Below are 12,808 nucleotides of genomic sequence, written 5' to 3'. Positions count from 1 at the left end.
AGGCCTGCGCCTGCTTCTTGGTCGTCTTTTTTGCCATTATTCACCTACGGGGCTAAGCTTGCGCTTAATCGCGCCCGCGTTTTGCACCATTGCGCTGAGAACCTCGTCACGACTGCCGAATCTGACCACTTGTCCTTTTTCGACAACGGCCAGATCGTCACATTCCGAAATGGCCTGCGGGCGGTGTGTCATGATGATGGCGGCTTTGCCTGCCGCCTTGAGCCCCCTCACGGCCGCGTTCAAGGCTTCGGTTCCATCCGCGTCCAGTGCCGAGTTTGGTTCGTCCAGAATAAGCAGAACAGGGTCGCCATAGAGGGCGCGGGCCAGCGCGATGCGCTGTTTCTGTCCGCCGGACAACTGGCTGTCATTGCCTTCAAGGAAGGTACCATAACCTTTCTCCAAAGACAGGATAAGGTCGTGCGCATTGGCTTTTTTGGCCGCAGCCACCACCGCTTCGGAATCCGGGTTCTCGGACATCCGGGCGATGTTCTCGGCCACCGTTCCGTTAAACAGGGTAACCTGCTGCGGCAAATATCCGATATGGCTGCCCAGATCGTTGGAGTCATATTGATCCAGAGTGGCACCACCCAGCCGAATTTCCCCGGCTGCCGGATTCCAAAGCCCCAGCAACGCTTTGGCCAGAGTCGTCTTTCCCGACCCGCTTTTGCCGATGACACCCAGCGCCTTGCCCGGTTGCAGCTTCAGATTCACGTTCCGCAACGTAGGCGTTGTTGCCCCAGGGGGAATAACAGTCAGAGATTTGGCTTCCAGCTGCGCTTTCGGGATAGGCAAGCGGATCCGCTGCTCCTCGGGTGGGGTCTGATCCAAAAAACGGCTGAGGGAAGTCCAGGCCGTTCGCGCACGCTCGATCATGCCCCATTGGCCAACCGCTTGTTCGACCGGGGCGAGGGCCCGACCCAAAAGGATTGAGCCCGCAATCATCGCGCCCGGTGTCATTTCATTTTGCAGAACTAGCCACGCGCCCAAGGCAAGCATTGCAGATTGAAGAAACAGTCGTAAAGACTTGGTCAAAGACGTAAAACTGCCCGTCCAATCGCTGGCGGAGATGGTTTGACGCAAGGCATTCGAACGCTGGTCCAACCATCGCTTTGTCACGTCCGCCTGCATACCTTGAGAGCGCACAACCTCTGCGGCTTGTCGCGCATGTTCGGCAAAAGCATTTGCCCGCGCTGCTGCAGATTGTGCCTCGGCGACTTTCCTGCTGGTCAGTGCCTGATTGAGCAATGCAATCACGACAAGCAACGCACCGCTTGTCACGGCCAGCCAACCCAACAAAGGATGAAACAGGAAAATCGCACCCAAAAAAACCGGCGTCCACGGAATATCCATCACCGCCAACAAAACAGGGGACGAGCACAGGTTTCGAATGGATTCCAGATCGCGCAAAGCCGTTGCCGGGGCCGACCGAATTTGCGGCAGAAGTGAACGTCGCAGCGTTGCTTCGAAGACGCGCTCATCCAACTGTGACTGAAACCGTGCACCGAACCGGGCAACGATGCGACCGCGGGCAAAGTCCAGCATCGCCATCAGCGCATAAAGCAACGCCACCAACAAAAACAGCGCTGTCAGGGTTTCCACCGCACGTGAGCCCAATACCCGGTCATACACCTGCAACATGAACAATGGGCCCGTCAGCATAAGCAGGTTCACAAAAATGCTGAACAAGAACGCCAAAGCAAGGAACGCGATCCCCTGATTGCGCACATTGCGCAGTTCATGGCGGGGGGCCGCAGATACGCGGTGTTCAGGTTTCAATGTTTTCAATCCACATTATTCGGAGATGCGCCCCCGCATTTAAAAAGTTAGATCAGCCTTGCCAAGTTTGCACATCTTTTTTTGGGCAAGAAACCGCGGGTCCTTAGCGTAAAGAAGCGCTATTCAGCCGCAGCTGTAAAACCAACGGCAATTGTCGGCGTCGTATCGTAGGTACTTTAAGATTACGGCAAGCTGGGTGAAAAAGCGCTTTGATCATCTGGATCACTTCCGCGATCACTTCCAGCGGAATAGAAGGTTTGTAGTGACCGGCGCACCGATGATCACCAAAACACCCGTGTCCGGTGATGGGTAATGACAAATCCCAGATCAGCGCCAGAAAAGATAGCCAAGACCATCATCTCGGCGAGACTTCTGAGTGCAAAGGTAAGGCATTCTACAACACAGAGCGACCCCATTCCGCACTTGGCCGGCGAACGCCGGACGAGGCACATTGGACCAGCTTGGAAGAGCAAAAAGCAGCATGAAACCTAAACCCGATACACCTTATTAACGCTGCAAAACTGTCCAAAAAGGTAGGACCACTTCATTCTCCTTTAGTCCCAAACGGCAATTATTCTCAGATCCCAAAAGTTTGGTTCGAACAAGGTGCCTTTCGTTCCGGGCTTTCAACCCAAGCGCGCGCCTGCAGAAAGGGCCCAAATACCCGGAGCTTAAGGTGCCTCAGCTGTGACGCCCAATACCGCCGCTCATGTGCGAAGCAAAGCCTTGCCATGAGTCAGACCATTCACCTTCTCCAGGATGGCTTCCGCGTCAATGCAATGGTGCCGATAGAGGTCGCCGATTGTCCCTGTCTGACCAAAATGTTCGACCCCCAATGGGATGGTCTGATGTCCCTGTACCGCACCCAGCCAAGACAATGTCGCGGGGTGTCCGTCAATCACGGTAACCAGCTTGCAGTGCCGCGGCAGACCGGACATCAAAGCTTCAATGTAGGACCGAGCCTTCTGATTGCCCCGCGAACGCGCCCGTTGCGCTGCCGTCCACCCGGCGTTTAGCCGGTCTGCCGAAGTCACCGCCAACACGCCAATGTCTTTGCGTCCTTCGCCCATTACGCCAGCGGCTTTGATCGCTTCGGGTGCAACGGCCCCCTGATAGGCGATTACAACCTCGCAATTCGGGCCCGGCTTCCGCAACCAGTATGCACCATCAATGGCACCTTGGCGGAACTCATCGTCCACACGCTTTCCAGGCTGTTCAATCGGGTTTGTCGTCAGGCGCAGATAGACCGAACCGCCTGTTTCGTCCCGCAGCCAGGTGCGTTCGTCCGGTTGTCCTTCGCCGCCACGCTGAAGGTAATCAAAGGCCCATTCCATGATCACCGCCAGTTCATCGGCAAAGGCTGGCTCAAAGGCTGCCAGACCGTCCTGACTCATCCCGATCAACGGTGTGCCAATGGATTGATGCGCGCCGCCTTCTGGTGCCAGCGTTATGCCCGAAGGCGTGCCGACCAGCATAAAGCGCGCATCCTGATAACAAGCGTAATTGAGCGCATCGAGGCCGCGGCTGACAAAGGGGTCATACACCGTACCGATTGGGATGAGCCGCTTGCCAAACAGGGAATGCGAAAGGCCCGCAGCGCCCAATAGCAACATGAGATTCATCTCGGCGATACCGAGTTCGATATGTTGCCCTTCGGGAGTAAATTCCCATTTTGCCGTCGAAGGGATACGGTGTTCAATGAAAGCGTCGGCTTGCTCGGATCGGGCAAACAGTTTGCGCCGGTTTACCCAAGGGCCAAGGTTTGTTGTGCCTGTGACATCAGGGGACGTCGTCAGGATACGCTCGGCCAATTGGCTGTCGCGCTTCGACAAGTCATCCAAAATCTTGCCGAAAGCCATTTGGGTCGAGATTTCGCGGCTTGTGTCGATGTCAATAGATGGAACATCCAGCTTGTCATCGAAATAGCGTCGCGGACCTTTTGCAAAGAAGGGAACTTTCGACAGAAAATCTTTCAGCGCCTCTGGGTCCGGCACTGCCGAGAGAGGTTCCCATTCCTTGCCGGCAGGCACGCCCATATGTTCTTGCCACGCGACGAACTGGCTGTTGTTCATCAGTCCGCCGTGGTTGTCCTTGTGGCCCGCAATTGGCGTGCCCCATCCCTTGACAGTGTAGGCCAGGAAACAGGTAGGGCGGTCATGTTCGATTGCATCAAAGGTTTGGGCCATGGTCTCGACGCAGTTGCCGCCGAGGTTTTCCATCAATGCAGCGAGTTCGGCATCTGTGCGCCGTTCGATCAGCGCCGTCACATCCCCCTGATCCCCAAGATCGTCCATGAGGCGCTTTCGCCAAACCTCGCCACCCATGAATGTCAGGGCCGAGTATTCCTGGTTCGAGCAGGCATCAATCCAGTCTCGCAGCCGATCACCGCCAGGTTCCTTGAAGGCCGCGCGCTGCAACACGCCGTGCTTCACCCGCACGACATCCCATCCGAAGGCATCAAAGATTTTTTCGATCCGTTCGAACAAACCTTCACGAACGATGCCGTCAAGCGACTGCCGGTTGTAGTCGATAATCCACCACGTGTTGCGCAGGCCGTTTTTCCAGCCTTCCTGCAATGCTTCGTATACGTTGCCTTCATCCAGTTCAGCGTCGCCTACAAGAGCCACCATGCGCCCCATCGGGGCATCTGCCCCCCAGTTTTTGGCCTTGACGTAGTCCTGAATGATCGAAGCAAACGAGGTGATCGCGACACCCAAACCTACCGAACCTGTCGAAAAGTCGACATCATCGATATCCTTTGTCCGGCTGGGATAGCTTTGCACGCCGCCAAACCCGCGAAAGTTCTCCATCTTCTCGCGGGTCTGGTTGCCCATGAGGTACTGCATCGCGTGGAAAACCGGTGACGCATGAGGTTTGACCGCAACCCGATCTTCGGGGCGCAAAGCCGAGAAGTAGAGCGCCGTCATGATCGAAACCATCGACGCGGACGACGCTTGATGACCACCAACCTTGATCCCATCCACCTTGGGACGGATATGGTTGGCATGGTGGATCATCCAATGCGACAACCACAGCAAACGCTGTTCGACGATTTTCAACAGCTTGGGATCATACGGCATGGTGGTCTCCGGGTTCATGCGGCACTGCGGGCAGGGTAGGGCAGAGCTTGCTCCAAATCCGCAAGGATGTCATCAACGTCTTCCAGCCCGACGGAAAGACGGATCAGACCGTCACTGATCCCATGTTCTGCCCGTTCTTCCGCAGTATAAGTCGAATGAGTCATGGATGCCGGGTGCTGGATCAGGGTTTCTGCATCCCCCAAGGACACGGCGCGTTGGATCATGTTCAGGCGGTTCATGAACTCGATGCCACCGGACAGGCCAGACTTGATTTCAAAGGCGATCATGGCCCCCGGCTGCGACATCTGGCGTTGTGCGACATCGTGCTGGGCAAAATTCTCAAGCCCCGGGAAATAAACCTCACTGACGGCGGGGTGTGCCTGAAGGTAATCGGCAACCACCTTGGCGGACGCACAGTGACGATCCAATCGCAGGTTCAGTGTTTTCAACCCACGCAGGATCAGCATTGCGTTAAAAGGTGCCATCACTGCGCCTGTCATGTCCTTCATGCCGACCAGCCGGATCTCAGAAATCTGCTCGGCGGTTCCGACCACAAGACCCGCGACCACATCGCCATGCCCGCCCAGATATTTGGTGGCGGAGTGCAGGACGATATCCGCGCCGTGCTCGATCGGGCGGGTCAGATATGGACTGGCGTATGTATTGTCGACCACAACATGCGCACCAACAGAATGCGCAATTTCTGAACTGGCAGCGATATCCACCAAGCGCATGTTTGGATTGGCTGGGGTTTCAAAATAGACAACGCGGGTTTTTTCGGAAACAGCGGCTTTCAGGTTTGCAGGGTCCGTCATGTCGACATGGGTAATAGTGACACCCCATTTTGCCAGCCCGTGGCGCATGAAAGCGAAAGTGCATCCGTAGAGCGTTTTGTCGACAATGACTTCGTCACCTGGTGACAGCAGGGTCCAAAGTACGGCGGTAATTGCGCCCATCCCGCTGGAGAGAGCGAGCCCGGCCTCGGCACCTTCCAGCACAGCAATGCGCTTTTCAAGAAGGTCACATGTCGGGTTCGATATCCGGCTATAGATATGACCTGCGCGCTCACCGGCAAACATTTCACCGCCAGCCTCTGCGGTTTCGAAGGAGAAAGTTGAGGTCAAGTGGAGGGGCGGGGTCAGCGCACCATCGTTTTCAAACGGGTTGTAGGCATGATGAATGGCGCGAGTGGCAAATCCGGTTGTGCGGGTCACGGTGGGCTCCTGATCTAAGTTGTTATCACTTTGCGCCTTTACTTTGAGCAATGGGTTGCGAATAATGCCACATTGAGGACTAATATTGGCATTTTATGCTAAAAGTGGAGAGAAGATGGACGCCAAAGACAGGCAGATCATTCGAGCGTTGCAGCGGGACGGGCGTATGACGAACCAGGATCTTGCTGATGAGGTCAACCTGTCTCCTTCACCGTGTCTGCGGCGGGTCAAAAACCTTGAGGCCAGCGGTGTCATCAAAGGATACAGCGCCGATGTGGACGCTGCCGCATACGGGATGGCAATTACCGTCTTTGTCCGCATCCGGCTTGAGCGGCACAATGAAACAGATGTGCAGAAATTCGAAAAACGCGTTCGGATGATCGATGAAGTTCTAGAATGCCACGTGCTGACCGGCGCAATGGATTACCAGTTGCGGGTATTGGTATCAGACCTCGAAGCATACGAGGACTTTATTCGAAACCGAATTCACCCGATCGGCGGAATAGCTTCGATCGACACCAGTTTTGTCTATGGAACAGTCAAGAAAACAGCGGTGTTTCCAGCCTGAGATGGCTTGAGTTCTCGAAAGTGACCCTTAGCATTGAGTTCCAGATTGTTAGGATGCGAAATAACCGGTTTCGAGGTTCTGAGACTATGGGTATTTGCCGTTAGAAAATTCACCTACTGGATACACCTCCACAAAAGCAACATAATCATCATTACACGCATCTTCTGCAAGGCAACCTGCCCGTACACTCTTCCTAAAATACGCCTTAGTTCGAAATCTCAGGGTCGGGTCACGACAAAATCCGGCACAATCGCTGCTTGTTTGATAGCTTCCTCAACATCATGCCCGGCGAAGAATCCAAAATCCGAGACAAGTGCCGAAGCCACTCCGGCATGACGCGCGCCCAGAATGTCAGTATGCAGACTATCACCCACCATCAGAACGCGGGATTTGTCGACAGGCCCAAGTCGCTTAAAAGCAAGATCATAGATATTGCCGAAAGGCTTTCCATAAAACTGCGGGGTTACGCCCGTCCGGTCGGCCAAACGGTGCGCGAAAAGACCGGGTTCTTTGGAAAAGCCGTACTCACGTGGGGCAACGATGTCCGGGTTGCCAACCAATACCGGGCGGGGTCGGCTTAGCAATGCCGCCTCCAACATCGCCTGCCGGGTTTCGGTCCAGGCGGCTGACCCGATCATCAGAAAACCATCAACAGTTTCGTAGGGTTGCGGATCATCCTCCAGATAGGTTAGTTTCAAATCTTCCAAATCGCGAAGCCCGGCGCTGGGTGTCGCCATCAAACCCCAATGCAGCCCATGTTGACCATTCAGCCCGGACAGCAACGTAGCCCGACTGGTAATCACATCCTGCGGAGCGAAGTCATATCCCAGCCTTGTGTATTTCTCCAACAGCGTGGCGTGGGGAAACCCGGCGGCATTCGACACCACCAGGACACGTTTGCCCGCAGCCGTTAGTGACTTGATCCGTTCCGGCGTATCGGGGATCGCCGTTTCTCCGATATTGAGAACCCCGAACGCATCCAGCAGAAACACGTCGAACTCATCCATAACTTCGGAAAGGGTCTCGATCCGACGATAATTCACGTCGTTCGGTTCAATATCTGGAAGGCGGTGCCGGACGGCTTCGTAAGCCTTAAATGCCTCCTGCGCTGAGAATCCGGTCAAATGATCGCTCCTCGTACTTTTGCCGAAACCCACTCGCTGATCATGACTGCAAGAAGAATTACAATCAGGATGAGGCTGACTTGCGGCCACGCCAGAACATTAAGCGAGGCCGAAAGCTGCAACCCGATACCGCCGGCACCAACCAGCCCAAGAACTGTGGACTCGCGAATGTTGATGTCCCAACGAAAGACTGCAATTCCGGCAAAAGCAGGCAGGATTTGCGGAATAATCCCATACGCCATGACTTGCCACCGCGAAGCACCGGTGGCTGTGATCGCCTCGACCTGACCGTGATCAATCTCTTCAATCGCTTCATAAAGAAGTTTGGCGCAGAACCCGATTGAACGGATGGCGATCGCTATGACACCGGCAAACACACCTGGTCCAATGATAGCGATCAATAGCAGCGCCCAGATCAGCGAGTTGATTGAGCGGGTCGAGACAATGACCAACAAAGCAATGGGCCGGATGAACAACGCCGACGGGGTAGTGTTGCGGGCCGCCAAAAAGGCAACCGGCACAGCCATGCACAGAGCGATGATCGTGCCCAGAGTAGCAATGTTCAGGGTATCCCAGATCGGGCGACCCAGCTGGGTGATATAGTCCCATTTGGGCGGCGTTGCGCGGGTCCAGATATCGTTGGCGATACGGGGCGCATCCCAGACGAAAAACCAGGTTGTCGATTGCGAAATCAGCTGCCAACAGTAGACAAAAACCGCTACACCCAGAAGCCATCCAAACCAGCGAACCAGGCTTTGGCCCGTCGTCCGCCTGCGCCAGATTTGTGTATCGTCGCGTTCAAGAACCGGCATTACTGAACCCTCGCGCGGATAATTCCCGAAAGGTATTCGAGGGCCATGACGATTCCGATGATAAGGATCAGAATGGCGGCTGCCGTGTCGTATTCATATCGATCAAACGCGGTGTTCAGTGTCGCGCCAATGCCGCCTGCCCCCACCAACCCGAGAATAGCGCTTTCCCGGAAATTGATATCGATCCGGTACATGGACAGACCCACAAGCCTAGGCATGATCTGAGGCTGAACCCCGTAGTTGATCCATTGCAGCCATCGTGCACCAGAGGCCTGGATCGCCTCAGCCTGAACTTTGTCCATCGCCTCGATATCTTCGGCCAAAAGCTTGGAAAGAAACCCAATGGTTGCGAAAGACAGCGTTAAAAATCCTGCCAGCGGGCCAAAGCCAAAGATGGCCACAAGCAAAATGGCAACGATAATTTCCTGCAATGCCCGGCTCAGCGCGACAATGCCGCGACACATTATGTAGATTGGCAACGGGGCGATATTACGTGCAGCACCCAATCCAATCGGGATCGAAATCAGGATACCAACAACCGACGCGGCCACGGTCATCACAATGCTTTCCAGAAGGCCGGCCCAGATATCTGACCACCGTGAAATGAAATCCGGGCTGGTAAAGGCAAGGACGAACGCCCATCCCCTGTCCAGTCCCTCATAGACCCTGCCCCAATCAACATCGATGGTCATGAACGCCGCAATCAGGTAAGCGAAGAACCCCAGTATCAATGCCCTGCGCAACAACGTGTTTTTGATAAAGGCCGGTTTGCGCCAGCCTTTTCCCAGCATGTCGTCAAGTTCTCGATGGCTCATTCTGCGGCCTCGACATCTTCATCCTCATCCACTTTTTCGATGGTCGCTTCCCAGTCTTCCTCGCCGTAAATCTCGGTCAGCTTTTCCGGGGTGAGCCCTGTTGGAAGACCATCAAACACAATTTCGCCAAAGCGGAGGCCCACGACACGCGGAACGAACATCTGGGCTAGAGCCACGTCATGGATGTTGATGATGGCCGCCAGCCCGCGCTCCTGACACAACTCGGTGATCAGCCGCATGATCTGTCGACTGGTCTTCGGATCCAGCGACGCGGTCGGTTCATCGACCAGCAACAACTTTGGGTCCTGGATCAGGGCGCGGCAGATACCGACCCTTTGGCGTTGACCACCCGACAACTCGTCCGCGCGTTTGTCAGCCATATGCAACAGCCCCACCCGGTCCAGCAGGCGGAAAGCCTCGTCCACATCCGACTGCGGATACCGCCGTAAAAAACTGCGCCAGAATCCGACATACCCCAACCGACCGGACAATACGTTTTCCATCACGGTGAGGCGTTCGACCAGGGCATATTCCTGAAAGATCATACCCATTTCGCGGCGTGCTTTCCGCAACGCACCCGACCCGAGTTTGGTCAGGTCCATGTCATCCAGAAGAACACCGCCGCTTGTGGGTTCAACCAAGCGGTTGATGCAACGGATCATGGTCGATTTTCCCGCACCCGAGGGCCCGATCAGTGCAAGCACCTGCCCTTTGGGTACCTCAAGATCGATGGCCTTCAGTGCCTGATCTCCGGTCTTGTAGGTTTTCGTCAGCTTTAGAAGACGCAGCATAAATTGCCCCCGATTAGGGTGATAAGCGGGCCTTTTCAGGCCCGCTGGATTAAGCAAGACTTATTGGCAGGCGTAGGAGACGCCGTTTGCCGCGTCAATTTTGCGAATGACGTCCCAGAATTCCTGGTAAGTCATCTCAAGAAATTGGCCTTCGTTCGACTTGGAAAACTCCGCTTCAAGCGTCGTCCCTTCCCACTCGAAGTTGAAAAACGCATTGCGGATTTTCTCCTGCAATTCGGGCGTCAGGTTGTAAACGGTCCCAAACCCTGTGGTCGGGAAGGTCTGCGACTTGTAGATCGTAACGACATCATCTTCATTGATCACATCGCGCGAGATCATCCGGGATTTAACGGAGTTCGCAATTGAGGCCGCCAAGTAATCCTTGTTTGCCACACCCAGGATCGAGTTGTCATGCTTGCCCGAATAGACGGGTTCGAAATCGCGATCGGGCAGAAGATCGAAGTCACTTTTCAGGATCGCCGACGGTGCTTTGAAGCCCGAGTTGGAGGTGGGCGACGTAAACGCAAGTTGCTTGCCTTTGATATCCTCGACCTTTTCGATGCCCGAGCCTGGATAGGTGATGATCTCCATTTCATAACCGAAGTTACCGTCTTTTGAGGCCATGATCGTAAACGGACGGAACCCGGCACAGTTTACCGCAAGTGGGTTGGACCCGGTGTTGAAGCCTGCAATATGCAAACGCCCCGAACGCATCGCCTCGATCTGGGCCGCGTTGTTTTGAACGGGAAAAAAGACAACGTCCTTGCCAGTTTCCGCTTTCAAATGGTCAAGAAAATCTGACCATGCGGTTTTGTATACGGCGGGGTCTTCTACCGGTGTATAGGCAAAAATCAGGGTGTCAGGATCAATTTGCTGGGAAGGATCTGTGGGGATATCCGCAATCAAATCCCCGTCGACATCGCAAAACCGCTCATCGAGATCACCCCTCGGGCAATCTTGCGCCGAAGCTGTGCCTGAAAGCGACATGAGCGCAAATGCCGATGCCCCAACCAATAATCTGATGTCTATCTTCATGTTTTTCTCCCAGTTATGCGCGGTCTTTTTGCAGTCCGCTGTTCGTCATTCATTTCAGTGTTTACGGGGCGACGAGAACATCGACCTCGGCACCGTTGATCGCGTTAAGCAACTCTCCTGTTGGTTTCGTGTCGGAAACTATGGAATCCAGGTTGGTCAGGTCTCCGACCTGAGACAGGCCTTTACGGCCAAATTTTCCTGAATCGATTAAAAGATGTCGATTTGCTGCGCGCGTCAGCATCATTCTTTTGACAGCCGCAAAGCCGCGCACGGTTTCTGAAGGGCCTTCGGCCGAAAAACCTGATGAGCCGATCATGCATCTGTCGACATTGAACCGAGACAGGAATTCCAGCGTTTCGGTTCCAATCGTCGCAGATTCGGTTGCCAGATATTCTCCTGGACAAAGCAAAACCTCGGCAGCCCCATGGCCGAGGGTCATTGCCACCGGAATAGAATTTGTAATCACTGTGCAAGGAGTGCCGAGATAAGCCAATGCACGGGCCATCTCGATTGTGGTCGAACCGGAATCGATCATGACTGTTTCACCGTCGCGCACCAGCCCTGCCGCGCTGATTCCTATGCGTTCGCGCTCCTCAATTCGCGCGTTGGCCCGCTCGTCCAGACCTGGATAATGCCCTTGCGCCGGGGCAGATGCCCCTCCGTGCGCGCGTGCGATCAGGCCGTCATTCGACAGAGCGTCGAAATCCCTGCGCACCGTCTCGTTAGAGACGTTGAAACGCTGGGCCAATTCATTGATGCGAACGTGTGGGCGAAGCTTCAACTCCAGCAGTATTTGCTGGCGCCGGTCGGATTTCTTTACCCTACCCCGTCCCTTTTCAATCGTTTTGGCACGTGTTTTCGTTTTGGACATCCAACAACCCAATCAGGTTTCAAACCCCACTTTTGTGGGATTTCGGGCATAATGCAATAATTTTTGTTGCATAACCCTCAGTAGGTTGTGACAATTCGGAAGAGTCCAAAGCGCAAAGCAAGAATGATGAATTGAACCGGTTCAAAGTGAAAACCTAAGGACCACCATTAACGACTGAAGGTTATTCTGGGCGCGCTTTTGATACCGTGTCATTGAGGGCAGCATGAGCGACGGCGACATAACAGACCAGATTGCAGCACTTCCGATGCGCTGGGACAGGGATGGAAAACTGCACGTTCTGATGGTGACTTCGCGCGATACAGGGCGGTGGGTCATCCCAAAAGGTTGGTTGATGGAAGGAAAGAAACCCTGGCATGCCGCTGAAATTGAAGCACTGGAAGAAGCAGGTGCTGTCGGGGCAATCTCGAAACAGCCAATTGGTCATTTTTTCTATGACAAGCGCTTTGAGGGCGCGAGTAGCGTTCGCTGCCGCGTTACTCTCTATCCCATGGTCGTTGAAAAGTTGAAACGGCGTTGGAAAGAACGGGACGAACGGACGCGTCACTGGTTTTCACCAGGGAAAGCGGCAAAGCTGGTGGAAGAAAGAGATCTCTCAAGTTTTTTGAAGAATCTGACAAGCGACCAGAACGCCCAGTCTGTCATTAACAAGCTACGAAAAGCTGGATGAGAAAGCGCCTGACAAAATCAAAGATACTCGGCGC

11 protein-coding genes and 1 pseudogene are annotated in these 12,808 nt (G+C 54.6%); 2 read left to right on the top strand and 10 right to left on the bottom strand.

What is annotated here, in order from left to right; genetic code table 11:
• Positions 1-36: 36 nt before the first annotated feature.
• The 4 genes and pseudogenes from I9188_RS13275 to I9188_RS13265 all read right to left on the bottom strand — a co-directional run bounded on the left by I9188_RS13275 (position 37) and on the right by I9188_RS13265 (position 6,070).
• Positions 37-1,734, bottom strand: a complete 1,698-nt coding sequence (locus I9188_RS13275) for a type I secretion system permease/ATPase (RefSeq protein WP_209507145.1) — start codon at positions 1,732-1,734, stop codon at positions 37-39.
• 276 nt (positions 1,735-2,010) lie between these two features.
• A pseudogene (locus I9188_RS20235) lies at positions 2,011-2,141 on the bottom strand (AbrB family transcriptional regulator); the annotation flags it as partial.
• A gap of 342 nt (positions 2,142-2,483) precedes the next feature.
• Entirely contained in the window at positions 2,484-4,874 is a 2,391-nt protein-coding gene (locus tag I9188_RS13270; protein WP_245220635.1) for a 1-deoxy-D-xylulose-5-phosphate synthase N-terminal domain-containing protein, read from the bottom strand.
• Positions 4,871-6,070: a methionine gamma-lyase gene (locus tag I9188_RS13265; RefSeq protein WP_209507087.1), complete on the bottom strand. Its 1,200-nt coding sequence runs from the start codon at positions 6,068-6,070 to the stop codon at positions 4,871-4,873. Before I9188_RS13265 ends, I9188_RS13270 begins: the two co-directional genes overlap by 4 nt.
• 115 nt (positions 6,071-6,185) lie before the next feature.
• Between I9188_RS13265 and I9188_RS13260 the strand changes: the two genes are divergently transcribed.
• Positions 6,186-6,638 carry an Lrp/AsnC family transcriptional regulator gene (locus I9188_RS13260; RefSeq protein WP_209507088.1) on the top strand — a complete coding sequence of 151 codons (453 nt, stop codon included), beginning with the start codon at positions 6,186-6,188 and terminating at the stop codon, positions 6,636-6,638.
• Positions 6,639-6,856: 218 nt separating this feature from the next.
• Here I9188_RS13260 and I9188_RS13255 read toward each other — a convergent pair whose 3' ends face one another.
• The 6 genes from I9188_RS13255 to I9188_RS13230 form a co-directional block, all read right to left on the bottom strand.
• The gene (locus tag I9188_RS13255) at positions 6,857-7,762 is read right to left on the bottom strand and encodes an HAD hydrolase-like protein (RefSeq protein ID WP_209507089.1); all 906 of its coding nucleotides are present in this window, start codon (positions 7,760-7,762) and stop codon (positions 6,857-6,859) included.
• Positions 7,759-8,574 (bottom strand): phosphonate ABC transporter, permease protein PhnE, encoded by an 816-nt coding sequence (gene phnE / locus I9188_RS13250; RefSeq protein ID WP_209507090.1) that lies wholly within the window; start codon positions 8,572-8,574, stop codon positions 7,759-7,761. Before phnE (I9188_RS13250) ends, I9188_RS13255 begins: the two co-directional genes overlap by 4 nt.
• Entirely contained in the window at positions 8,574-9,389 is an 816-nt protein-coding gene (gene phnE / locus I9188_RS13245; protein ID WP_209507091.1) for a phosphonate ABC transporter, permease protein PhnE, read from the bottom strand. Before phnE (I9188_RS13245) ends, phnE (I9188_RS13250) begins: the two co-directional genes overlap by 1 nt.
• Positions 9,386-10,180 (bottom strand): phosphonate ABC transporter ATP-binding protein, encoded by a 795-nt coding sequence (phnC, locus tag I9188_RS13240; protein WP_209507092.1) that lies wholly within the window; start codon positions 10,178-10,180, stop codon positions 9,386-9,388. Before phnC ends, phnE (I9188_RS13245) begins: the two co-directional genes overlap by 4 nt.
• 60 nt (positions 10,181-10,240) lie before the next feature.
• The gene (gene phnD / locus I9188_RS13235; RefSeq protein ID WP_209507093.1) at positions 10,241-11,215 is read right to left on the bottom strand and encodes a phosphate/phosphite/phosphonate ABC transporter substrate-binding protein; all 975 of its coding nucleotides are present in this window, start codon (positions 11,213-11,215) and stop codon (positions 10,241-10,243) included.
• A gap of 61 nt (positions 11,216-11,276) precedes the next feature.
• Positions 11,277-12,086, bottom strand: coding sequence for a DeoR/GlpR family DNA-binding transcription regulator (locus I9188_RS13230; RefSeq protein ID WP_209507094.1), 810 nt, complete (start codon positions 12,084-12,086; stop codon positions 11,277-11,279).
• A 223-nt stretch (positions 12,087-12,309) separates the two neighbouring features.
• Between I9188_RS13230 and I9188_RS13225 the strand changes: the two genes are divergently transcribed.
• Positions 12,310-12,774: an NUDIX domain-containing protein gene (locus I9188_RS13225; RefSeq protein ID WP_209507095.1), complete on the top strand. Its 465-nt coding sequence runs from the start codon at positions 12,310-12,312 to the stop codon at positions 12,772-12,774.
• Positions 12,775-12,808 lie beyond the last annotated feature (34 nt).

Source organism: Ruegeria sp. HKCCSA071, from assembly GCF_017872555.1.
Classification (GTDB): domain Bacteria; phylum Pseudomonadota; class Alphaproteobacteria; order Rhodobacterales; family Rhodobacteraceae; genus Ruegeria.
This window is presented reverse-complemented; position numbering and strand designations above follow the sequence as displayed.

Coding starts and splice junctions, on each gene's coding strand:
- I9188_RS13225 (WP_209507095.1), top strand. CDS start 12,310: ATGAGCGACGGCGACATAACAGACCAGATTGCAGCACTTCCGATGCGC.
- phnE (WP_209507091.1), bottom strand. CDS start 9,389: ATGAGCCATCGAGAACTTGACGACATGCTGGGAAAAGGCTGGCGCAAA.
- phnC (WP_209507092.1), bottom strand. CDS start 10,180: ATGCTGCGTCTTCTAAAGCTGACGAAAACCTACAAGACCGGAGATCAG.
- I9188_RS13260 (WP_209507088.1), top strand. CDS start 6,186: ATGGACGCCAAAGACAGGCAGATCATTCGAGCGTTGCAGCGGGACGGG.
- phnE (WP_209507090.1), bottom strand. CDS start 8,574: ATGCCGGTTCTTGAACGCGACGATACACAAATCTGGCGCAGGCGGACG.
- I9188_RS13270 (WP_245220635.1), bottom strand. CDS start 4,874: ATGAACCCGGAGACCACCATGCCGTATGATCCCAAGCTGTTGAAAATC.
- phnD (WP_209507093.1), bottom strand. CDS start 11,215: ATGAAGATAGACATCAGATTATTGGTTGGGGCATCGGCATTTGCGCTC.
- I9188_RS13230 (WP_209507094.1), bottom strand. CDS start 12,086: ATGTCCAAAACGAAAACACGTGCCAAAACGATTGAAAAGGGACGGGGT.